23 protein-coding genes and 2 pseudogenes are annotated in these 20,662 nt (G+C 51.1%); 20 read left to right on the top strand and 5 right to left on the bottom strand.

Going from position 1 to position 20,662, the window contains the following annotated elements; translation table 11 throughout:
* Positions 1-11 precede the first annotated feature (11 nt).
* From ACTUHY_RS01775 to ACTUHY_RS01870, 20 genes and pseudogenes are all read left to right on the top strand, one after another.
* Positions 12-566 carry a hypothetical protein gene (locus ACTUHY_RS01775; RefSeq protein ID WP_442826385.1) on the top strand — a complete coding sequence of 185 codons (555 nt, stop codon included), beginning with the start codon at positions 12-14 and terminating at the stop codon, positions 564-566.
* A gap of 268 nt (positions 567-834) precedes the next feature.
* Entirely contained in the window at positions 835-1,995 is a 1,161-nt protein-coding gene (locus ACTUHY_RS01780) for an ImmA/IrrE family metallo-endopeptidase (protein WP_442826386.1), read from the top strand.
* A complete protein-coding gene (locus ACTUHY_RS01785; RefSeq protein ID WP_442826387.1) occupies positions 1,992-2,507 on the top strand; it encodes a DUF4411 family protein in 516 nt (171 codons plus the stop codon). Before ACTUHY_RS01780 ends, ACTUHY_RS01785 begins: the two co-directional genes overlap by 4 nt.
* Positions 2,508-2,608: 101 nt before the next feature.
* Positions 2,609-3,485, top strand: a pseudogene (galU, locus tag ACTUHY_RS01790) (UTP--glucose-1-phosphate uridylyltransferase GalU).
* A gap of 79 nt (positions 3,486-3,564) precedes the next feature.
* Positions 3,565-4,746: an AAA family ATPase gene (locus ACTUHY_RS01795; RefSeq protein WP_442826388.1), complete on the top strand. Its 1,182-nt coding sequence runs from the start codon at positions 3,565-3,567 to the stop codon at positions 4,744-4,746.
* Positions 4,731-5,009: a hypothetical protein gene (locus tag ACTUHY_RS01800; protein ID WP_442826389.1), complete on the top strand. Its 279-nt coding sequence runs from the start codon at positions 4,731-4,733 to the stop codon at positions 5,007-5,009. Before ACTUHY_RS01795 ends, ACTUHY_RS01800 begins: the two co-directional genes overlap by 16 nt.
* A gap of 289 nt (positions 5,010-5,298) precedes the next feature.
* Positions 5,299-5,394, top strand: a pseudogene (locus ACTUHY_RS01805) (UTP--glucose-1-phosphate uridylyltransferase); the annotation flags it as partial.
* Between the two features lie 107 nt (positions 5,395-5,501).
* On the top strand, positions 5,502-5,876 hold the full coding sequence (locus ACTUHY_RS01810) for a desulfoferrodoxin family protein (protein ID WP_075580412.1): 375 nt from the start codon (positions 5,502-5,504) through the stop codon (positions 5,874-5,876).
* A 278-nt stretch (positions 5,877-6,154) separates the two neighbouring features.
* The gene (locus ACTUHY_RS01815) at positions 6,155-7,150 is read left to right on the top strand and encodes a 2-hydroxyacid dehydrogenase (protein ID WP_442826390.1); all 996 of its coding nucleotides are present in this window, start codon (positions 6,155-6,157) and stop codon (positions 7,148-7,150) included.
* 92 nt (positions 7,151-7,242) lie between these two features.
* Positions 7,243-8,715, top strand: coding sequence for a phosphate--AMP phosphotransferase (locus ACTUHY_RS01820; protein WP_442826391.1), 1,473 nt, complete (start codon positions 7,243-7,245; stop codon positions 8,713-8,715).
* A gap of 101 nt (positions 8,716-8,816) precedes the next feature.
* On the top strand, positions 8,817-9,620 hold the full coding sequence (gene pgeF, locus ACTUHY_RS01825) for a peptidoglycan editing factor PgeF (protein WP_442826392.1): 804 nt from the start codon (positions 8,817-8,819) through the stop codon (positions 9,618-9,620).
* Between the two features lie 18 nt (positions 9,621-9,638).
* Positions 9,639-10,343, top strand: coding sequence for a YggS family pyridoxal phosphate-dependent enzyme (locus ACTUHY_RS01830; protein ID WP_442826393.1), 705 nt, complete (start codon positions 9,639-9,641; stop codon positions 10,341-10,343).
* An 18-nt stretch (positions 10,344-10,361) separates the two neighbouring features.
* Positions 10,362-10,952: a cell division protein SepF gene (locus ACTUHY_RS01835; protein ID WP_442826394.1), complete on the top strand. Its 591-nt coding sequence runs from the start codon at positions 10,362-10,364 to the stop codon at positions 10,950-10,952.
* Positions 10,940-11,761: a pyrroline-5-carboxylate reductase gene (proC, locus tag ACTUHY_RS01840; protein ID WP_442826395.1), complete on the top strand. Its 822-nt coding sequence runs from the start codon at positions 10,940-10,942 to the stop codon at positions 11,759-11,761. The genes ACTUHY_RS01835 and proC overlap by 13 nt, the downstream gene beginning before the upstream one ends.
* 1 nt (position 11,762) lies before the next feature.
* Positions 11,763-12,560: a YlmH family RNA-binding protein gene (locus ACTUHY_RS01845; protein WP_442826396.1), complete on the top strand. Its 798-nt coding sequence runs from the start codon at positions 11,763-11,765 to the stop codon at positions 12,558-12,560.
* A 15-nt stretch (positions 12,561-12,575) separates the two neighbouring features.
* Positions 12,576-13,235, top strand: coding sequence for a histidine phosphatase family protein (locus ACTUHY_RS01850; protein ID WP_442826397.1), 660 nt, complete (start codon positions 12,576-12,578; stop codon positions 13,233-13,235).
* 149 nt (positions 13,236-13,384) lie between these two features.
* Positions 13,385-14,167 carry an electron transfer flavoprotein subunit beta/FixA family protein gene (locus tag ACTUHY_RS01855; protein ID WP_442826398.1) on the top strand — a complete coding sequence of 261 codons (783 nt, stop codon included), beginning with the start codon at positions 13,385-13,387 and terminating at the stop codon, positions 14,165-14,167.
* Positions 14,168-14,180: 13 nt separating this feature from the next.
* On the top strand, positions 14,181-15,176 hold the full coding sequence (locus ACTUHY_RS01860; RefSeq protein ID WP_442826399.1) for an electron transfer flavoprotein subunit alpha/FixB family protein: 996 nt from the start codon (positions 14,181-14,183) through the stop codon (positions 15,174-15,176).
* Positions 15,177-15,266: 90 nt separating this feature from the next.
* Positions 15,267-15,527 (top strand): heavy-metal-associated domain-containing protein, encoded by a 261-nt coding sequence (locus tag ACTUHY_RS01865; RefSeq protein WP_442826400.1) that lies wholly within the window; start codon positions 15,267-15,269, stop codon positions 15,525-15,527.
* 12 nt (positions 15,528-15,539) lie between these two features.
* The gene (locus ACTUHY_RS01870) at positions 15,540-16,211 is read left to right on the top strand and encodes a 3'-5' exonuclease (protein WP_442826401.1); all 672 of its coding nucleotides are present in this window, start codon (positions 15,540-15,542) and stop codon (positions 16,209-16,211) included.
* Positions 16,212-16,259: 48 nt separating this feature from the next.
* Here the strand turns inward: ACTUHY_RS01870 and ACTUHY_RS01875 are convergent, their stop codons facing one another.
* The 5 genes from ACTUHY_RS01875 to ACTUHY_RS01895 form a co-directional block, all read right to left on the bottom strand.
* Positions 16,260-17,234 (bottom strand): ABC transporter substrate-binding protein, encoded by a 975-nt coding sequence (locus ACTUHY_RS01875; RefSeq protein ID WP_442826402.1) that lies wholly within the window; start codon positions 17,232-17,234, stop codon positions 16,260-16,262.
* A 63-nt stretch (positions 17,235-17,297) separates the two neighbouring features.
* On the bottom strand, positions 17,298-17,984 hold the full coding sequence (locus ACTUHY_RS01880; protein ID WP_442826403.1) for an ABC transporter ATP-binding protein: 687 nt from the start codon (positions 17,982-17,984) through the stop codon (positions 17,298-17,300).
* A complete protein-coding gene (locus tag ACTUHY_RS01885) occupies positions 17,972-18,715 on the bottom strand; it encodes an ABC transporter permease (protein WP_442826404.1) in 744 nt (247 codons plus the stop codon). The genes ACTUHY_RS01880 and ACTUHY_RS01885 overlap by 13 nt, the downstream gene beginning before the upstream one ends.
* Positions 18,705-18,980 (bottom strand): TM1266 family iron-only hydrogenase system putative regulator, encoded by a 276-nt coding sequence (locus tag ACTUHY_RS01890; RefSeq protein WP_075580392.1) that lies wholly within the window; start codon positions 18,978-18,980, stop codon positions 18,705-18,707. The genes ACTUHY_RS01885 and ACTUHY_RS01890 overlap by 11 nt, the downstream gene beginning before the upstream one ends.
* A 121-nt stretch (positions 18,981-19,101) precedes the next feature.
* Entirely contained in the window at positions 19,102-20,652 is a 1,551-nt protein-coding gene (locus tag ACTUHY_RS01895; protein WP_442826405.1) for a tripartite tricarboxylate transporter permease, read from the bottom strand.
* Between the last annotated feature and the right edge of the window lie 10 nt (positions 20,653-20,662).

The following is a 20,662-nucleotide window of genomic DNA, read 5'->3' on the forward strand; positions in this document are numbered from 1 at the left end:
GGAAATAAATCTTGGATGAATTTTTAAAATCGTTAGTAGGACCTGCTTTAGTGGCACTAATTACTTTAGCTGGTACATGGATTCTCAATAACTATAAGATAAGTAAAGAATATCAGGTTATTTATGAAAAAGAACTGATTGGCAAACAACTGGAAGTAATTATAAATTTATACAAGTTCCTTCAAAATTTTACAGTGGTAATAGAACCAGATGGCTGGTATCCTTGGATGCGAAATCGTGATGAATTAAAAAAAATAATCGAGACTTTAGAAAATATTACAAATCATGCTGTATGGTTCTCTAAAGATTTTGTAAAGCTGCTGACAGAGCTTTCAAATAAGTTGAGACATTATGAGAGTGATTTTAACATCCTATCTGTATCAAGAGATCCAATTATTCTAAAACAAAAAGATGATTTTACAGATGAAATTAAATTAAGAGCCGTGGAGATTGAAACTGAGATATATAGATGTTTGATTGATAAGGATAACATTATTTCAGCTTTTAAGGAAAATAAGGCCTTTCTTGAAAAAATTTCTAATGATCATCCAGGATATAAGAGATAAATGATAAATTGTGCTTGAGCTAATTATAGTTCGGATTGAAGCGCTAAGAGTACAGAGAGTTGGCCTCCGGAATCAGGCATCTGGTTCATAGGCGGGAGAAAAACAGGACGGATGCTTGGAAAGAGAGACGGGCTATCTGTTGGACGGAACTTGATGTAAATACGCATGTTTAAACAGTATTGGAAACAAACGTTGCTATTTTTCTTTAAATATGTTAAGTTATATGCAACGTGATAAAGAATTCTGCTGGGGGAGGGAGGTAGATACCATGAGTAAAATTGAGATAAAAATAAAACCTAATGTTCTTCAGTGGCTGGTAAAATTAATAGATGTTGAAGCCTTGAATCAGTCTCTTCAGGAACTTTTAAAAAAATGGATTCACGGACAAAAAGTTCCTACCCTTAACCAGATTGAGAAGGTCAGTAAAGCGACAGGCATACCTTTTGGGTATTTTTTCTTACAGGAACCTCTCCAGGAAGATCTTTCGTTACTAGAATACAGAACTGTGAATAGTCGTGAGGTAATACAAGCAAGTCGCAATTTAATCAATACAATTCAGTATGCAGAAGCCGTTCAAGGATGGATGCATGATTTCTTTAAAAATCAAGAAACTGAAAAGCTTGGATTTATTGGAAAATACAAATCTCTGCACGATAAGGAACAATTTGCTGCTGCAGCAAGTGCTTTACTTGATTTAGATCGTGACTGGATTGAAAAAGAAAAAGATGAACGTAAAATCTTCAATTATTATAGAGATAAAATCAGCAGGCTTGGAATAATCGTTCTGACAAGCGGAATTGTTGGTAATAATACTAAAAAAGTGCTTGATGTTGATGAATTCAGAGCGTTTTCTTTGATAGATCCTTTAGCTCCTCTTATCTTTATAAATGCAAATGACAGTTATCATGGACGGATATTCTCTTTGGTACACGAATTTATACATATTTTGCTTGGAGAGAATAGCTTGTTTAATGATTATCAAAAAGGAAAAACACAACATAAGAAAGAACAAGTCTGTAATGCAGTTGCTGCTGAAATATTAGTTCCATTATATCAATTAAAAAAATTATGGAATTCTCAACTGGACAGCGATACATTACTTGAAACTCTAGCAACAACCTTTCATGTAAGTAAGATTGTTATAGCAAGACGTGCCCTTGATGCTGGATATATAACAAAGGCAAAATACCAATCCATTGCGGTATTAGTATCTCACCAATGGAAAGAAAAATCTAAAGAAATAAAGAAACATTCTGGAGGGAGTTATTATCGGACTATATTCAATAGGATAGATCACCGTTTTTTAGCATGCCTGTCTGAGAGTGTGAAGAATGGGAGCACTCAGTATACAGAGGCCTTTAGGCTTACCCATACAAACAGAAAAACTTTCCAGGCTCTTCTGGATAAGATGGGAGGTCAGACTGCATGAGTTTCACGAAATTTGTTATTGATTCCAATATACTAATGAATTCCAAAAACTCCTATTATGCGTTTGACCTTCTGCCTCAATTTTGGGATATTTTAAGACAACACATTTTAGATGGAAATATTTTAGTTATAGATAAAGTATTGCAAGAAATTTTAGTTGGAGAAGATGAGCTGACAAGATGGATAAAAACAATACCGTCAGATGTGATTTATTCAACTCGTTCAGGTAATGTCATAAAGGGATATCAAAAAGTAATTAATAGGGTCGCCTCTTCTGGATATTATAAAACTTTAGCTGTTGCAGAATGGTCACAAGAGAAAATTGCCGATCCATGGATCATTGCGGTTGCCAGCCTTGAGAAGGCAACAATTGTTACCTCTGAGAATAGAATTTCAAACTTAAAAGATGGAATCCCCAAGAAAAACGCAAAAATTCCGGATATTGCGGATGAATTCAATATACAGACTATTGACTTATTTCAGATGATGAGAGAGCTCCATTTTAAGCTGTAGTAATTTTGTTCCCAGCTTTCATCACTTTTTGTCCTCAAAATATGCTACAATAAACAAAGCAAATGACATCACACTAAAATTTGCCCAAAAGGAGCGCCCTCATGCAAAAAGTACGTAAGGCTGTGATCCCGGCTGCTGGGTTTGGGACCCCGGTTCCTGCCGGAGACCAAGGCCATGCCTAAAGAAATGCTGCCTCTGGTGGACAAACCCACCATCCAGTATATTGTGGAAGAGATCCTGGACAGCGGGATCGAGGAGATCTTGATCATTTCCGGCCATGCCAAGCGGGCCATCGAGGATCATTTCGATTCTTCTCCGGAACTGGAGCAGCATCTGCTGAAACAGGGGAAGCTGGAGCAGCTGAAGCAGATCCGGAAGATCTCGGATGTGAAGATCCACTATACCCGCCAGGCGTACCAGCGGGGGCTGGGGGATGCCATCCTCTGTGCCAAGGATTTCATCGATGGGGAGCCTTTCGGGGTGATCCTGGGGGATGATGTGGTCTATACGGGGACGGAGGAACCGGCTCTGAAGCAGTTGATGGACCAGTATGACAGGACCGGGGGAACGGTGATCGGCTGCCAGGTGGTGGCACCGGAAAAGGTGTCGGCTTATGGAATCATCGACGGGAAGCCTACCGGGGATGGGAACCTGCTCTATGTGGAAGATATGGTGGAGAAGCCGAAGATCAGCGAGGCGCCCAGCCGGTTTGCGGCTCTGGGGCGGTACGTGATCACGCCGGAGGTGTTCGATATCCTGGAGGAAACCCGGCCGGGAAAAGGCGGGGAGATCCAGCTGACCGATGCTCTGCGGGTGATGGCTCACCAGGGCAATGTATATGCCTACAATTTCCAGGGGAAGCGGTATGATACCGGGGACAAGCTGGGATATCTGAAGGCGGTGGTGGAATTCGCCCTGCGGAGAGATGACCTGGGCCCGGCGTTCCGGGAGTATTTGAAGAAGCTGGGTAAAGAATAATATAAAAAAGGATTTAAACGATTAATTTGTTTAAATCTTTTTTTTTGATATACTTGTGTAGTGAGAGGAGGAGTGTCAAATGAAACTATTAAAAATAGAGTTTGAAAATCTCCCAGTTTTTAAAGATAAATGTTTTAGCATTGACTTTTTAGCAACAGATCGAGTAATGGAAGATGAAGAGTTATTTTGTATCAACAAAGTATTCTATACAGAGAAAGTAATGGCATTCATTGGAATGAATGCAACCGGAAAGACGACTATATTACGATTGATTAATTTGGCTGCAAAAGTTGTTATCGGAAATAAAGATTTGAATAGTATGGGATTGTTCCATGATGACATGATTCAAGATGGGACGATTATGAATGTAATATTTTATCATAATGACAAATATTATCAGTTAAAATCCACTATAGGAGTAAGAGATAAGCATGGAGTCTTAGATGGTACACAGGAATACTATTATCGTGAGGAAATATTGCGTTCTAAATTGAAATCCTCTGTTACCAGTAAAAAAAGCACCTTTGTCTTTAATGAACAGGATAAAAGCATTAAAACTTTAGAAAGAACAAAACTGAACAGTGATATAAAAGCGGCTCTTAAAGATGATACGAGCATAGTTATTCTAGCTACACGGGACAATGATAGTTCTGTCTTAGATTTATTGGCGACTAACTATTTAAATTACAGCCCAATGCAAGGACAAACGCCTGTTGAGGTGTTAAATGTATTTGATGATAATATTGAATATTTGACAACAGTAAAAAACAAACAGGATTCCACACCTCATTGGATGTTAAAATTTAAAAATCGAGATAAAGTATATGACATTGATTTTGGTATCGAATTAAATCGGTTGATTTCTGCAGGTACTATAAAAGGTCATGCTCTTTTAGGCAATGCAATTGCGACTCTTCATTTCGGTGGCTACCTTATTGTGGATGAGTTGGAAAATCATTTTAATAAGGAACTAGTCCATTTTATCATCAAAATTTTTACTTCTAACGAAACGAATCCGCATGGTGCATGTTTAATTTTTTCTACACATTATGCAGAAATATTGGATTTTATCCATAGAAAAGATAATGTTTATATTACACGAAAAAGAGAAGGATTATTAAGTGTAAGTAAATATTCTGATGAAGTTAAACGAAATGATGTTAAAAAGAGTGAGATGATTATCTCCAATTCTTTACAAGGGACTGCTCCCCAATATGAAAACATACATGCACTATGGGAGGTCATATGCAAAGCCGTTTAATGGATCTACATGAAGAACTAAAAGATAAATATATTATTTGCTCGTGTGAAGGAAAAGCTGAACAAGCAATTATTGATTTACTTTTGGATGCAGATGCTTTGATTTTCAAAAGGGTTGATTTGGTAGGGAAAAAATGTACTATGATTCGATCTGCTTCAAGAATTGAAGAAGAGTATCTGCATACTGCTTACAATCGTCCAGTTGTTATTTTGAGAATTCTTGATCGAGAAAAAGAAAAGTTTAATTTAAGGCCTTTATTATAGAAAGCAATATGCAGTATTCAGTATCTGTACCAAACCTGAGATAGAAATCCTTCATATTATACATGAGGGAAAATGGACTGAATATAAAAAACAAAATAAATTAAAACCCAGTGAGTACTTTCAAAAACTGCATGGAGGGGAATTAACAAAATCAGAAAATTTCATAAAAAATTATTACGATTCCGTAGATGATTTAATTGCGGCCATTCATGAATATCATAGGATATCTGCATATAAAGACATTTATGATTTGAGTAATTTGCTGAAAGAATAAAATTTAAAAGGGATGGAGAATCTGGTGGAAAAGCCCAAGCTCAGCGAGGCGCCCAGCCGGTTTGCGGCTTTGGGGCGGTATGTGATCACGCCGGAAGTGTTCGGGATCCTTCCTCCTCTTCCTTATTCTTCTTTTTTATGATATGATGGAGTTGTCTGAAAAGAATGTTGAACAGAAGGTTGACCAACAAGTGTTTTTTTCTGCGAGGAGGCTTATTCATGGAACAAAAATTCTACAAATGTGCTCATTGTGGTAAGATCATTGCTGTTGTCAAGGAAACCGGGGTGCCGGTGATGTGCTGCGGGCAGAAGATGGATGAACTGGTGCCCAACACCACGGATGCTGCCCAGGAGAAACATGTGCCGGTGATCGAAGTTTCTGGCAATATCGTAACGGTGACCGTTGGTTCCGTGCTCCATCCTATGCAGCCGGAACATTACATTGAATGGATCTCCCTGCACACCAAAGAGGGGAACCAGAGAAAGGAACTGAAGCCGGGGGATGCTCCTAAGGCTGTGTTCGCCCTGGTGGATGGGGATGAAGTGGAATCCGCCTATGCCTACTGCAACCTCCACGGGCTGTGGAAGAAGTAAGAACGAGACTGTCAATGGCCAATGGCCGTTAGAGGCGGGCCTGGCTGGTTTTGGAATGAAATAAAACATGAAAGGCTGTGGGGCCATTTGCTGCAGATTGTCTGCAGGGGATGGCTCCACAGCTTTTTTACAAACAATTCCATTTATTTGTATACAAAATACGAAAAACATTGGAATTTTCCTTATTCCATGCTACAATGTATTCAATGGGCAATTCTGGAGGGGCTCCGGCTTGCCCAAATTGTGTGTGTCCAATTTCATAATAGGAGGGTATTAGAATGAAAGTTTTGTGTTATGGTGTACGAGACGTGGAAGTGCCCATTTTTGAGGCCTGTAACAAAAACTTCGGCTACGACCTGAAACTCGTTCCCGATTATTTAAATACGAAAGAATCTGCTGAAATGGCCAAAGGGTTCGATGCCGTGCTGCTGCGGGGCAACTGCTTTGCCAACAAACAGAATCTGGATATCTATAAAGAACTGGGCGTGAAATACGTCCTGACCCGGACTGCCGGCACGGACCATATCGATATTGCTTATGCCAAGGAACTGGGCTTCCCCATGGCTTTCGTCCCCCGGTATTCCCCCAATGCCATTGCAGAAATGGCTGTGACCCAGGCCATGATGCTGCTGCGTCATACGGCTTATTCCACTTCCCGCACCGCTAAGAAGAATTTCGCAGTGGATTCCGTCATGTTCTCCAAAGAAATCCGCAACTGTATCGTAGGTGTGGTGGGCCTGGGCCGGATCGGCCGCGTGGCTGCACAGATCTTCCATGGCATGGGCGCTACGGTCATCGGGCAGGATGTGTTCCAGATCAAAGGGATCGAAGACTACTGCACCCAGGTGGAACTGGATGAAGTCCTGGCTAAATCCGATATCGTCACCATCCATGCTCCCTATATCAAAGAAAACGGCGCTGTGGTCACCCGTGATTTCCTGAAGAAGATGAAAGACGGCGCCATCCTGATCAACTGCGCCCGGGGCCAGCTGGTGGATACGGAAGCGGTCATCGAAGCCGTGGAAAGAGGCAAACTGGATGGCTACGGCTGCGACGTGCTGGACGGCGAAGCTGAAATCTTTGGGAAGGATCTGGAAGGCCAGAAACTGGAAAACCCGCTGTTCGAAAAGCTGGTGGCCCTGTACCCCAAAGTCCTGATCACTCCCCATCTGGGTTCCAACACCGACGAAGCCGTCAAGAATATGGTGGAGATTTCCTTCGAAAACCTGAAAGATCTGGCTGAAAACAAAGATTGCCCGAACAAAATCAAATAATTGAGCGTATTCTCTAGGGTGCTGCAGCCGATGCAGCACCCTTTTCGTGTTATAATAAGGTATCACAGGCAAGTGGGAAAGAAGGCAGCCATATGCTGGATAAGATCGATCTGAAAACGAAGATTTCCAAAGAAAGATACACGGAACTCATGGGGGAAGAAGAGAACCGTCTGGGCTTCCTCCAGCGTTCCATCCGGGATGCCAAGATCCCGGTGGTCATCCTATTCGAAGGGTTCCGGGCGTCCTGGCGCAGCGAACTGATCAACAAGGTGATCCACGCCCTGGACCCTCGGGGCTTCCGGGTGTTTTCCGCTTCCAAGACTACGGAGAAAGAAAAGGAGAGCCCGTTTTTCCTCCAGTTCTGGAAGGAGCTGCCTCCGGCTGGGCAGATTTGCATCCATCATCGGGCCTGGTATTTCCTGCGGAATGAACATGCGGTGGGGGACCCGGATGAAGCCTCGGAATGGTACGATGTGAAATTCGATGAGATCAATGCCTTTGAACGGGAGCTGGTCCAGGGAGGCTGCGTCCTGATCAAGATCTTTACCCATATTTCCAAGAAGAAACAGAAGGAGAACATGGAAAAGGGCCAGGAGACCATGGGCAGCCGGTGGGAGAAGCTGGCCCCCGGCGGCATCGAGGGAATCGATTACAATGCCTACCGGAAGGTCTACGAAGACATGCTGGCGGCCACCAATACGGATCTGGCACCCTGGCACATCGTCCCTATGGAAGACAAGCGGACTGGCACCGAGGCCGTCTTCCGGGTGCTGATCACGGCCCTGGAAGAAGCCCTGAAGGACCGGCAGCGGCCAGTTGATCCGGAAAAAGGGCCGGCCAAGGACCTTTCCATCCCCGATATCCTCGGCCGCTACACCCCTTGGCAGCCTATGGAACAGGACGAATACGACAAGAAGCTGAAGAAATACCAGAAACGGCTGGGCGAGCTCCAGTATGAACTGGCCAAACGGAAAATCAGCACGGTGGTGGCTTTCGAGGGCCAGGATGCCGGAGGCAAGGGGGGCGCCATCAAGCGGCTGTCAGAAGCCTTCGACCCCCTGGGGTATCGGGTGAACCCGGTGAGCGCCCCCAATGAATGGGAAAAGCAGTTCCATTATCTCTGGCGGTTCTGGACCCGTCTCCCGGAACCGGGGGAAATCGCCATCTTCGACCGGACCTGGTACGGCCGGGTGCTGGTGGAACGGGTGGAAGGCTTTGCCAAGATCAGCGAATGGCGTCGGGCCTACGAAGAAATCAACGATATGGAAGCCCAGTGGGTGAAGCAGGGCATCATCGTCCAGAAATTCTGGATGCAGATCGATCCGGAGGAACAGCTGAAACGGTTCCAGGCCCGAGAGAATGACCCCAACAAGACCTGGAAGATCACGGCGGAAGACTGGCGGAACCGGGACAAATGGGATGCCTATGTGGAGGCGGAGAACGAGATGCTCTACCGGACGGATACCCGGGAGGCCCCCTGGACGGTGGTGGAAGCCAACAATAAATTATACGCCCGGCTGAAGGTGCTGGAGACTATGATCCGGCGGATGGAAGCGGTGTTATAACGTTTACAAAACGGTAAAAAAACAGTACAATGAAGATTGCTGGAATGTTTTTTCAGGTGCGGCCTGACCAGCAGAAAATAAGATGAAACGAGGTGGGGAACGTGGCTGATTTTGCCTTTGTGAAAGCCAAGGGTGTGGAATGGGGCTGTTTCCCTGCCTGGGAGCAGTGGGATGTGGTCCACGGGTTCCTCTGCCGGACCGGGGGCTGCAGTACCCTGTTCCCAGGAGGCTTGAACCTGAGCTATAATGTGGGAGATGACCGGGACCATGTGCTGGCCAACCGGAAGAAGATGGCGGGAGCTTTGGAATTCCCCCTGGAACGGGCCGTGGCCTGCCAGCAGGTCCACGGGACCCATGTGGCGGTTGTGACGGAGAAAGATGCAGGGAAAGGGATCTATTCTTTGGAGAATGCCATTCCGGAAACCGATGGGATGGTAACCGACTGTCCCCAGCTGCCCCTGTTGATTTCTTTTGCAGACTGTGTCCCCATCCTTTTGGTGGATTCCAAGAGGGGCGCCATCGGGGCGGTCCATGCAGGCTGGCGGGGCAGTGTGGGGAAGATCCTTCCCCAGGCCCTGGAAGTCATGGAGGAAGCCTTCGGGACGGACACCCGGGATGTGATGGCAGGCATCGGGCCTTCCATCGGTCCCTGCTGCTATGAAGTGAGCCAGGAGGTGGCGGACCGGGCAGCAGTTTATCCTTCCTGCCTGAAACCCCGTGGGACCGGCCATTACTTGTTGGACCTGTGGGAACTGAACACCCTGGAGCTTATGGAAGCGGGGGTCCCCCGGGAGCAGATCTTCCGGGCTGACTGCTGCACCAGCTGCCATCGGGACCGGTTCTTCTCCTACCGGGCAGAAAAGGGGAAGACAGGACGGCTCTATGGAGTCATTTACAAAAAATAAAAGGAGATGGGAATTCCCATGTTACAGGATAAAATCGCAGAAGTCGAAGCCAAGATCAAGGATGCACTGGATAAACGGACAGAACCGAAAGTAACGGGGGAGCAGGTGACCATCCTGGCGGTGACCAAGAACCATCCGGCAGAAATCGTTACGGAAACCCTGGCGGCCGGACTCACGGAGATCGGGGAAAACCGGGTCCAAGAGGCCATGCACAAGCAGGCGGTGCTGCCCAAGGGAGGCCACTGGCATCTCATCGGCCATCTTCAGACCAATAAGGCCAAACATGCGGTGGAACATTTCGACTTGATCGAAAGCGTGGACAGCCTGAAGCTCTTGGGCCATCTGGAAAAGGCTGCCGCAGAGCTGGATAAGGTCCAGGATGTGCTGCTCCAGATCAACGAAGCGGGAGAAGTGCAGAAAAGCGGCTTTGCTCCGGAAGATTTCCGGGCAGCGGTGCCGGAACTGGCACAGTATCCCCATATCCGGGTCCGGGGTGTGATGGTGATCGCCCAGGCTACGGACCATGTGGAGGAGACTCGTCCGGTGTTCGCGGCCGGGTATCGGGATTTCCTGTTCCTTCGGGAGGCGCTCCACAGCGATGCGGTCAATATCCTTTCCATGGGCATGACCCATGATTACTGGATCGCCGTGGAAGAAGGAGCCAATGAAGTGCGGGTGGGTTCCGCCTTGTTCGGGGCCCGGGATTATTCGTTAAAATTCTAGACAGAAATGGTGGATCACATGAAAAAACTGAGAAAGCTTTTGGAATTCATCGGCGTGTACAACGGAGACAGCTCTGTACAGGAGGAAGAAGAGACCACGGCGAAAGAGGAAGAGGGGAAAGTCGTCCCCATGTTCGGCAGCGGTTCCGGTACTTGGCGGGAAAAAAGCTATGAAGCGGATTATGACAAACCTTACGAGAAGGCTTATGAAAAGCCCTATGACAAGGTGTTCGACAAGGATTATACCAGCCAGCCGGAAGAACCCCGGAAGGACTCTTCTTCTGCCCGGACCGGAGACAAGGTGCTTTCCATGCCGGTGAACCGGAGCCCGGTGAGTGTGGTGGTCATCGAGCCCATCGACTTCAATGATTCTCAGAAGATGGCGGATTATCTGTGCAAAAACCAGCCGGTGGTGATCAATTTCGAGGATACGGATGCGGATGTGCGGAAACGGATCATCGATTTCATCAGCGGGACCATCTATGCCTTAGATGGGACGCTGCGGAAGATCGGCCGGAATCTGCTGGTATGCGCTCCGCCCAATGTGGACATCGATACGGAGAATACCAATTTCGGGTCAGAAGGGAGCAATGATCCATGGCAACGATAAAAGAAGATTACCGGATTGTCTTCATCGGCTGCGGGGCGATGGGGGAAGCCATCCTGAAAGGCATCCTGAAGGGCGGCCTGGTGAAGAAGGAGCAAGTGACAGCTGCCGTTCCCACGGCCAAACGGCAGACCTACCTAAAGGAAACCTACGGGATTTCTGTAACTGGTGACAACAGCGCTGCGGTGAAAGAGGCGGACCTGGTGATCCTGGCGGTGAAGCCCCAGATGGCCAAAGCAGCGGTGGACCGGACTGTGGTGGAAGCCCTGCCGGAAAAAGCGGATATCCTTTCTATCATGGGCAGCTATGATCTGGCCATGCTCCATGCTCTGGTGCCGGGCCATCCGGTGATCCGTTCCATGCCCAACACCCCGCTGGCTGTGGGGATGGGGATGACGGCCCTGACGGCGGATGATCAGGTAGAGGAAGAGACCCTGGAACTGGCAGAAGCCATTTTCCAATCCTGCGGAGAAACGGTCCGGGTAGACGAAAAAGCCATGGAAGCCATCACGGCCATCAGTGGCTGCGGTCCTGGGTATTTCTTCGTGGTGATGGATGCCTTGGCCGATGCGGGAGTCATGGCAGGCCTGCCCCGTGCCCTGGCCATCAAACTGGCAGCCCAGACCATGGCCGGAAGCGGCGTCATGGGCCTTACCACAGGGCTCCATCCGGCCCAGCTCCGGGACCAAGTGACCAGCCCTGGGGGCACCACCATCGCGGGGATCAAGGCCCTGGAAAATCATGGAGTGAGAGGAGCGTTTTACGATGCGGTACAGGCCGTCCTGGACCGGAGCGCCGCATTGAAGAAATAATATGGCAAATACCACGCAACAACGGGAAACAGTATTACGGTATTTCAAGGCCAGCGGGGATGCAGAACTGGCGGCCCAGCTGCTGGACCTGGCAGAAGGGGCCCGGAAGAGCCGACGGTTCAAGGTGTCCGGCTTCCTGGATCCTCATGGCCAGAACGTGGCAGAGATCGTAGCGGCCAACTTCCCCCAGGTACGTCTCCAGCTGGGGGGCGGGTTCCAGAACGCAGAACGGCAGAAAGCGGCCTTCATCGCGGAAGATTTCTACGGCCAGCCGGATTTTGCCATTACGGCCCTGGAAGTGCTCTGGGACAAACGGTATTATGATATCGGCCACCGGGATGTACTGGGAGCCTTCATGGGCCTGGGCTGCAAACGGGAAATCCTGGGGGACATCGTGTTCATCGACGAAGGAGCCCAGCTGGTGGTGGATACCCCTATGGTGGATTTCGTCCTGAGCAACCTGACCAAGATCGGGGCGGCCACGGTGGAAGTGAAGGAAATCCCCCTGACGGACCTGAAGGAAAAGGAACAGAAAATCAAGCTGATTTCGGCGACGGTAGCGGCTCTGCGGCTGGATGCGGTGGCAGCCAGCGGTTATGGGGTATCCCGGAGCCGGATGGCAGATGAAATCAAGGGGCAGAACGTGAAGCTGAATTGGCAGGATGCCAAGAGCCCGTCCCAGACGGTAAAAGAAGGAGATGTGATCTCTTTCCGGTCCCGGGGCAGGGTGGAACTGGCGGAAGTCCGGGGGACCACCAAAAAAGGACGGTATGCCATTACGCTGAAACGATATATATAAGGAAGGAACGCCATCATGATTTTGCTGATTCGACATGGGGAAGCCGATCATCATGTAAAAGAACTGACGGGTGGCTGGACGGATTCAGCCCTGACGGTGCGGGGGAAACGGCAGTTCCAGCAGCTGGCAGACCGACTGGCCTGGGATTTTTCCGGCCGGAATCTGCCCCGGATCGTTTCCAGCGACCTCCAGCGGGCCCGGATGGGAGCGGAGATCATCGCCCGGGAGCTGGGGGTGGACAAAGTGGAGTGTTTTGCCTTCCTGCGGGAAAAGAACAATGGGAAGGCGGCCGGCCTGAGCCAAAAAGAAGCCCGGATGTTTTACCATCCTCCGGTGACGGGCCGGGAACTGGACCATGTGAACTACGATGGAGGGGAGACGCGGCGGTCTTTTTATGAACGGACCGTCCGGGGCTTCCGGGAGCTGGAAGACCGGGAGCAAGATCTGATCGTGGTGTCTCATAAGGGGACCATCCAGAATATCCTCTTTGACTGGCTGGGCCTGAGTATCGACGAAGTGGCGGACAAGAAGGTTTCCTTCGACATCCGGCCGGCGTCCTTGACCATCCTGGGAATCAACAAATGGGGCGAACATGCAGTGTTCGCCCTCAATGATACCTCCTACCTATGGAAACAGGGACCTGTAGGGATTTTCCGGTATCCGTACGGGGAGTGAAAGAAGGGAGCTGCTGCGTGGACGGCGGCTCTTTTTTTTGAAATCTAATAAAATAATAATTATTATCTATTGCGAAAATTTTGATTCAATAGTATAATACAGCTAGAAAGAAAATCCAGCTTTGCCTGGCTGATCAAGGAGGTATTGCCATGAATATCGTTGTATTGCTGAAACAGGTTCCGGCCGTTTCCGATATCCAGCTTTCCCGGGATAACAATCTGGTCCGGGTGGGAGCTCCTTCCATGCTGAATCCTGTGGATCTCCATGCTCTGGAGGCAGCTCTGGCCCTGAAGGATCAGGAAGGAGGCACGGTGACACTTCTGACCATGGGGACGGCCCTGGCCAGTGATATCCTCCGGGAAGGGATTGCCCTGGGCGCGGACAAGGGTATCCTGCTCTCCGATGAACGGATGGCTGGCTCCGATACCTTAGCTACGGGACAGATCCTGGCGTCGGCCTTGGCCAAACTGGGGCCTTTGGATCTGGTGCTGGCGGGCAAACGGTCCACAGATGGGGATACCGGGCAGATTCCTCCGGCCCTGGCTCAGCGACTTGGCATGACCCTGCTTTCTTATACAGATGAACTGGAAGTGAAGGAGGGCCAGGTCACCATCCGCCGGCTCAATCGGGGCGGCGTAGAGACACTCCAGGCTGCCCTCCCAGCGGTGATATCAGTCACGGAAAAATGCGGGAATCCCCGGACGCCCGGGATCCGGGGAAAAATGGCTGCCAAAAAGGCCGTATTCCCTGTGTGGCGTCTGGAGGACATCGATCTGGCCCCGGAAAAAGCGGGGAAGGCCGGCTCTGCCACCCGGGTAACGGAACTGTTCGCACCGGAACCCCAGCCGGTAGGGACCATGATCCAGGGGGCTACCCCGGCGGAAGCTGCAGCCAACCTGGTGGGCGAACTGCGGAAGAAGAACCTGCTGTAAGGAGGAAGGAATCATGGAATGGAAAAACAATATCGGAGTCTATCTGGAAGCCTCTGGCGGCAGGCTCACTTCCCTCAGCGTTGAACTCCTGGGCAAGGCCCGTCAGCTGGCCGCTGCTCGGCCCAACCAGGTACTGGGGATCTTAGCGGGAGACAACCTGGAAAGCGCGGCCCAGGAAGCCATCGCCTATGGAGCTGATGGGGTGGCCCTGCTCCAGGCTCCTTATCTGGGTACTTTCGATGCCGGGCTCTATACGGAAGCTGTGGCCAAAGCCCTGAGCCTGTATACCCCCAGCGTCCTGTTCATCGGAGCCTCTCCCAATGGCCGTGATCTGGGAGGCCGGCTGTCTGCTCGGCTGGATGCGGGGTTGGTGGCCGACTGTATCGATGTGCGCTACGAAGGGGACGACGATACCCTTACCTGGATCCGGCCTGCCTATACGGGCAAGCTGTTCGTGAAGATCCAGACCACCACCCGGCCTCAGCTGGGTACGGTCAGCGATAAGATCTTCCACGGCAATCCCAAAGATGGATCCCGGAAGGGGGAAATCTTCCCGGTGCCTCTGGAGAGTGCAGGAACAGCACCGGCTGTGAAGGTGCTGGATTTCACGCACCTGGAACAGCTGAAAGAAGTGCTGGACCTGGATACGGCCGACATCGTGGTGGGAGCCGGACGGGGCGTCCAGAACGAAGAAGGGATGCGGGAAGTCCAATCTTTCGCCAAACGGATCGGAGCGGCCTTCGGGGTCTCCAAGCCTTTGGTAGATGCGGGCTGGGCACCCTATGAATGGCAGGTAGGTGTCACCGGCAAAAAGATTGCGCCCAAGATCTATATCGCCCTGGGGATTTCCGGGGCCATCCAGCACAAACTGGGCATCCAGGAGGCGGGGCTGATCGTCGCCGTGAATAAGAGTCCCGATGCTCCCATTTTCCAATTTGCCCATTACGGTATCGTGGGAGATCTGTTCGATGTAATGCCGGAACTGGAAAAACTGCTGAAAAAGGAATGAAACAGCCCTTGACAAATCCTATCAACCTCCTATAATTAATCGTGCGAGATACCCATACGAGGTATAGGGTACCCCAGCAGGAGGTCCAATATGGTAAAAATGATTGTCGGCGTCGAAGGTATGGCCTGTGGAATGTGTGAATCCCACATCAATGATGCCATCCGCAATGCGTTCCCTGTGGGTTCTGTTTCATCCTCCCGTTCCAAAAAGAAAACGAATATCATTGCCAAAGAACCCATTGGGGAAGACAGGGTCCGCAAGGTCATCGAACAGACCGGGTACCAGGTTACCAGCTATAAAGTGGAACCCTATGAAAAGAAAAAGGGATTCCTGGCCCGGCTCTTCGGCTGATACTGGAGAATTATGAGAAGAAAAGAAAATTTTGCCGGGTCTCTTCCCGGTACGGGCCGGAGTCTGGTGGCCTTTCCGGATACCTATGTGGTGTTGGATCTGGAAACCACCGGGCTGGACCCGGAACGGGACCAGATCATCGAGATCGGGGCCCTGGAAGTGGTCCAGGGGAAGCGGGGGAGGACTTTTTCTACCCTGATCCAGACCCGGACGGAGCTGGAAGGCCAGTACGTTTCTCCCTTCATCACCCAGCTTACCGGCATCACCAATGAAATGCTGGCCGCTGCTCCCCAGCCCCGGCAAGCCCTGGAAGCCTTCGGGAAATTCCTGGGCAGCCGGGTTGCGGTGGGCTACAATGTGGGTTTTGATATGGGGTTCCTCCAGCAGCAGTTCCAGGAACAGCTGTTCCTGCCCCTGGCCAATGATTGGGTGGATCTGCTGCCCATGGCCCAGACCTTGTTTCCCCTGTGGCCCCATCATCGGCTGAACAATCTGGCCGCCTGGTACCATGTGGTGAACCCGGAGGCCCATCGCGCCCTCAGCGATGTGGAGACTACGGAAGCCTGTTTCCAGAAGCTGAAGCAGGACGTAAGGCGCCAGTATCCTTCTCCTGAGACATTCCTGGAAGAAGTGCGGAAGAAGATCCAGGGAAAAGGAGAAGGGGAACAGTTGAGTCTGTGGTAAAAAAGAAGGAGCTGTTACACGTTCTGTGCAGCAGCTCCTTCTTTTTTCTTACTTCACAAATAATCCATCCACATCCACTTTCTTTTCCATCATTCCTGATGCAACCAGGAAATCCTGGGTCTTTTTCAGAGAAGCGATGGCTTCTGGCGTGATGTTCATGCTGAAGTCATAGAGAGGATACATTTCCTTGACGGCTTCCGGCTTCAGTTCTGTGGCTTTGGCTGTCATTTCCAGGGCTTTGTCCGGATTCTTCTTCATGAAGTCCAAGGTTTCTTTCTGGACGGAAAGGAAGGTATCCACTAGGTCTTTGTGTTCTTTATAGAACTTGCCGCTGACGGCGGTGACGGTCAGACCGGAAACCAGGCCATCCCCGGTTGTGACCACGTGCATGCCCTTCTTTTCCACGTTGTAGGCCAGGGGTCCGGCCAGGAGGGCACAGTCGGCGCTGCCGTTTTCCAGGGCGGAGGCGGCAGCCGGCAGGCCCATGGAAACAAATTTCACATCCTTCATGGAAAGGCCGGCCTTCTGGAGGTAGGCAGCCAGCAGTTCGTGGAGGATGGTACCCTTGGGGCCGGCAATGGTCTTGCCCTTCAGGTCAGCGGCACTTTTGATGCTGCCATCCTTGGAAAACAGTTTGAAGGCTTTGGGAGCCTGGGAATACAAGCTGACGATCTTGATGTCGTTGCCGTTGGCGGCACTCAGGAGCACGGAAGAACCACCCACGCAGTTCAGGAACTGGATGTCTCCGCTGGCCAGGGCTGCAGTCTGGTCGGCCCCGGAAGTGATGGTTGAGTAGGAAGCGGTGACCTTCTTTTCTTTGAATTTCTTTTCAAAGCTCTGGTTGGCCTTTTCCACGATGGAAGGCACATTGAGGGGAGCCTGGACATAGGTGATGCTTACCTTGTCCATTTTGGGAGCAGCTGCTTTCTGGGCAGTTTTGTCGCTGCCGCACCCGGCAGCCAGGGCTCCGACGGTCAAGGCACAGCAAGCTAGCACAACAGAGAGTTTTTTCTTCAATGACATTTTAACAGATCCTTTCATATAATAAAAATTTGATGATTAGCCGTTGACAGTTGACAGCAGCTCTTACGCCAGTTCCTCTAGCAGTCTTTTTTTCGCTTCGATCAGGCCGGGAGAGAGCAGATCCCGTTTTCCCGGAGGCAGGTGTTCTTCCAGGGCAATCTTCCCTTCTTTCAAAATCAGCAGCCGGTCGCCCAGGGTCAGGGCTTCGTCCACATTGTGGGTCACCAGGACGGTTCCCATGGAGAGCTCCTGCTGCATGGAACGGAGTTCCTGCTGGAGCTGGGCCCGGGTAAAGTAGTCCAGGGCCGCAAAGGGCTCATCCATGAGGATCAGGCCACTGTGCATGGCTAGGGTCCGGGCCAGGGAAGCCCGCTGCTGCATCCCGCCGGAAAGCTGGGACGGGTATTGGTCTGCGGCTTCCGTCAGCTGCACCAGCTGCAGCCAGTGGTCCGCCTCCCGGGGGCTGCTTCCCGGAGGCAGGCCTAAAGCCACATTCTCCCGGCAGGTGAGCCAGGGGAAGAGCCGGGCTTCCTGGAACATCATCCCCAGCTTCAGCTCGGCAGGACGGCTGACCGTTCCGGTATCCGGCTGTTCCAGCCCGGCTAGGAGACGGAGCAGGGTGGTCTTTCCGCAGCCGCTCTTTCCCAGGATCACGGTACATTCCCGGGGATGGAGGGTCAGGGATAGGTCCCGGAGCACTGTCCGGCTGCCGTAGGTTTTAGTGATATGGTCCAGTATCAATGCATCCAATACAGTGCCTTCCTTTCCAAAAGGACGAAGAACCCATCCAATATCAGCCCCAGGGCTCCGATGGTCAGGATCCCGATGATCACCTTGTCGCTGCGGCTCATGGCCTGGGCATCCAGGATGAGGAAGCCCAAGCCGCTGTCAGCGGCAATCATTTCCGCCCCGATGATGGCCCGGAGGCTGTAGCCCATGCCGATCCGGAGCCCGGTGAGGATCCCAGGCAGAGCTGCGGGCAGCCGGATCTTCCAGAGGGATTTCCAGGGTGAGAAGCCCAGCATCTGCCCCACTTCTAGCAGTTTCCGGTCGCAGCGGCGGAAACCATCATCCATGTTCAGGTACATGGGGAAAAAGGACGCCAGGACGATGATGATGGTCTTGGGCAGTTCTCCGATGCCGAACCAGAGGATCAGCAGAGGAATCAGGGACAGGGGCGGCACATGGCGGAATACTTCCAGGAGGCCGCTGTACCCGTTCCGGAGCCGGGGAAAGAGCAGGTTCAGGCTGCTGAGCAGGCAGCTGGCCAAAAAAGCCCAGAGAAAACCCCATAGGATCCGCTGGAGGCTGATTCGGATATGCCGGAACAATTCCCCGTTCTGCAGCATATGGAGCAGGGTGCCCCAGACCCGGGCAGGAGAGGGCAGGATGTAGCTGCTCCAGAACCCCTGGGCAGCCGCATACTCCCAAAGGAGGAAAACCACCAGGAAGGGCAGGAAAAAATGCAGTTTATCCTTCATGGTTCTCATGGCCCGGAGTGACTTTGGCATAGGCCGTCTTGGAAGAGACTCCTTTCAGTTTGCCGATCTTCCCTGAGAGATTGCTGATGATATCCTGGGGGGCATCCACCACCACGCTGATGATGTGGATGTTCCGGGCATGATAGGGAATCCCCATCCGACCGATCACATAGGGGCCGAAATCGTGGAGGATGGCATTCAGTTCTTCCACCGCATCCGGGTCTTCCACGATGATCCCTAAAATCGCCACACGTGTTTCTTCCATAAAAAGACCTCCTTTGGCCAGTGACTAGTGATAGGGGGATGTTGCATGCGCAACATCCCCCTTTTCATTCCGTCCCTCTTCCATCGCAAGGGGTCTTTTGATGTGAGAAGGCTTTTCTTTTTTATTTCTTGTTTTCTTCCTGGATTTCCTTGTCTTCTTCGGCCAGCACAGCTTCGTCCGCTTTCTTTTCCTTTTTGAAGAACTTCATGATGAAAGGAGAGAGCAGGGACAGCAGGCACAGGGCCAGCAAAATCTTGCAGATATTGGTGGAAAGCAGGATGCTGGTATCCCCGCCGGAAAGGCTCAGGCTACGCCGCAGGCCCTTTTCACCCAGAGGCCCCAGGATCAGGGCTAGAACAACGGCTGCGGTGTTCATATTGCATTTCCGCATGAGATACCCGATGATCCCGAATACGAACATCACCTTAACATCAAAGGCACTGTTGTTGATGGCAAAGGAACCCACCACACACAGCACGAAGATGCTGGGAATCAGGATGGCATCGGAAACCCGGGCAATCTTGGCGAAGAGTCGGCAGCCCAAAAGGCCGATCAGTAGCATGAAGAACTGGATCACCACGAACCCGCCAAAGAAAGTATACGTCATGGGAGCATACTTTGTAAAGAGTTCCGGTCCCGGCTGGAGCCCGTGGATGATCAGCCCGCCCATGAGCACAGCGGTGACGCTTTCTCCAGGGATCCCCAGGGTCAGGGTGGGGATCAGGGAACCGCCGGTCACGGCGTTGTTGGCAGCTTCGGAACCGGCGATCCCTTCAATGGAACCGTTGCCGAATTCTTCCGGATGTTTGGAGAAGCGCTTGGCTTCGTTGTAGCCCAGGAAGCAGGCGATGGAGGCACCGGCTCCAGGCAGGAGCCCGATGATATTCCCGATGATCCAGCTCCGGAGCACCGTGGGGGTGATCTGTTTCATTTCCTGGAGGCTCAGCATGATCCGGTCTTTGAACTTGGCAGCTTTGGCCCGCTGTACGATGGCTTTTTCCGCCAGGATGAAGGCCTGACTCATGGAAAAGAGACCGATCAGGGCGCAGGTGATGTTGATGCCGTTATAGAGAGAATCCTGGCCGAACATGAACCGTTCCACGCCCTGCATGGGATCCATGCCGATGGTAGAGAGTACCAGCCCGAAGGCACCGGACATCAGCCCCAGAATCATAGAATCTGTGTTGATCCCGGCGATGATGGTCAGGCCGAAAAGGCTCAGCCAGAAGTATTCCGGGCTGCCGAATTCCATGGCTAATTTGGCCAGGGCCGGAGCGAAGAAATACAGGGAAATGCAGCTCAGGAGCCCACCCCAGAAAGAGGCGATACAGGCAGTGGCCAGAGCTTTCCCCGCTTTGCCCTTCAGGGTCATGGCATAGCCGTCGATGGCGGTGGCCGCTGAGGCCGGTGTACCGGGTGTGTGGATCAAGATGGCGGAAATGGATCCGCCGAAGATAGCGCCACAGTAGATGCCACCCAGCATGATGAGGCCGGCAGAAGGTTCCATGCCGAAGGTCAGGGGCAGCAGCAGGGCCACCCCCATGGCCGCGGAAAGACCGGGCATACAGCCGATGATGATCCCCATGGTCACACTGGCGATCATGATGACGATGTTCATGGGAGAAAGCGCGTTGACGAATCCCATGGCCATCAATGCATATTGATTTTCCATTTGTCCATCC

This window comes from Acidaminococcus nyctereutis, from assembly GCF_052216985.1.
Classification (GTDB): domain Bacteria; phylum Bacillota; class Negativicutes; order Acidaminococcales; family Acidaminococcaceae; genus Acidaminococcus; species Acidaminococcus fermentans_A.

What these genes read in the sequence shown, in the direction of transcription:
- ACTUHY_RS01865 (WP_442826400.1), top strand. Translation starts at nt 15,267, where the DNA reads ATGGTAAAAATGATTGTCGGCGTCGAAGGTATGGCCTGTGGAATGTGT.
- ACTUHY_RS01885 (WP_442826404.1), bottom strand. Translation starts at nt 18,715, where the DNA reads ATGAAGGATAAACTGCATTTTTTCCTGCCCTTCCTGGTGGTTTTCCTC.
- ACTUHY_RS01870 (WP_442826401.1), top strand. Translation starts at nt 15,540, where the DNA reads ATGAGAAGAAAAGAAAATTTTGCCGGGTCTCTTCCCGGTACGGGCCGG.
- ACTUHY_RS01875 (WP_442826402.1), bottom strand. Translation starts at nt 17,234, where the DNA reads ATGTCATTGAAGAAAAAACTCTCTGTTGTGCTAGCTTGCTGTGCCTTG.
- ACTUHY_RS01860 (WP_442826399.1), top strand. Translation starts at nt 14,181, where the DNA reads ATGGAATGGAAAAACAATATCGGAGTCTATCTGGAAGCCTCTGGCGGC.
- proC (WP_442826395.1), top strand. Translation starts at nt 10,940, where the DNA reads ATGGCAACGATAAAAGAAGATTACCGGATTGTCTTCATCGGCTGCGGG.
- ACTUHY_RS01850 (WP_442826397.1), top strand. Translation starts at nt 12,576, where the DNA reads ATGATTTTGCTGATTCGACATGGGGAAGCCGATCATCATGTAAAAGAA.
- ACTUHY_RS01795 (WP_442826388.1), top strand. Translation starts at nt 3,565, where the DNA reads ATGAAACTATTAAAAATAGAGTTTGAAAATCTCCCAGTTTTTAAAGAT.
- ACTUHY_RS01780 (WP_442826386.1), top strand. Translation starts at nt 835, where the DNA reads ATGAGTAAAATTGAGATAAAAATAAAACCTAATGTTCTTCAGTGGCTG.
- ACTUHY_RS01800 (WP_442826389.1), top strand. Translation starts at nt 4,731, where the DNA reads ATGCAAAGCCGTTTAATGGATCTACATGAAGAACTAAAAGATAAATAT.
- ACTUHY_RS01820 (WP_442826391.1), top strand. Translation starts at nt 7,243, where the DNA reads ATGCTGGATAAGATCGATCTGAAAACGAAGATTTCCAAAGAAAGATAC.
- ACTUHY_RS01830 (WP_442826393.1), top strand. Translation starts at nt 9,639, where the DNA reads ATGTTACAGGATAAAATCGCAGAAGTCGAAGCCAAGATCAAGGATGCA.
- ACTUHY_RS01855 (WP_442826398.1), top strand. Translation starts at nt 13,385, where the DNA reads ATGAATATCGTTGTATTGCTGAAACAGGTTCCGGCCGTTTCCGATATC.
- ACTUHY_RS01890 (WP_075580392.1), bottom strand. Translation starts at nt 18,980, where the DNA reads ATGGAAGAAACACGTGTGGCGATTTTAGGGATCATCGTGGAAGACCCG.
- ACTUHY_RS01895 (WP_442826405.1), bottom strand. Translation starts at nt 20,652, where the DNA reads ATGGAAAATCAATATGCATTGATGGCCATGGGATTCGTCAACGCGCTT.
- ACTUHY_RS01835 (WP_442826394.1), top strand. Translation starts at nt 10,362, where the DNA reads ATGAAAAAACTGAGAAAGCTTTTGGAATTCATCGGCGTGTACAACGGA.
- ACTUHY_RS01785 (WP_442826387.1), top strand. Translation starts at nt 1,992, where the DNA reads ATGAGTTTCACGAAATTTGTTATTGATTCCAATATACTAATGAATTCC.
- ACTUHY_RS01810 (WP_075580412.1), top strand. Translation starts at nt 5,502, where the DNA reads ATGGAACAAAAATTCTACAAATGTGCTCATTGTGGTAAGATCATTGCT.
- ACTUHY_RS01815 (WP_442826390.1), top strand. Translation starts at nt 6,155, where the DNA reads ATGAAAGTTTTGTGTTATGGTGTACGAGACGTGGAAGTGCCCATTTTT.
- ACTUHY_RS01845 (WP_442826396.1), top strand. Translation starts at nt 11,763, where the DNA reads ATGGCAAATACCACGCAACAACGGGAAACAGTATTACGGTATTTCAAG.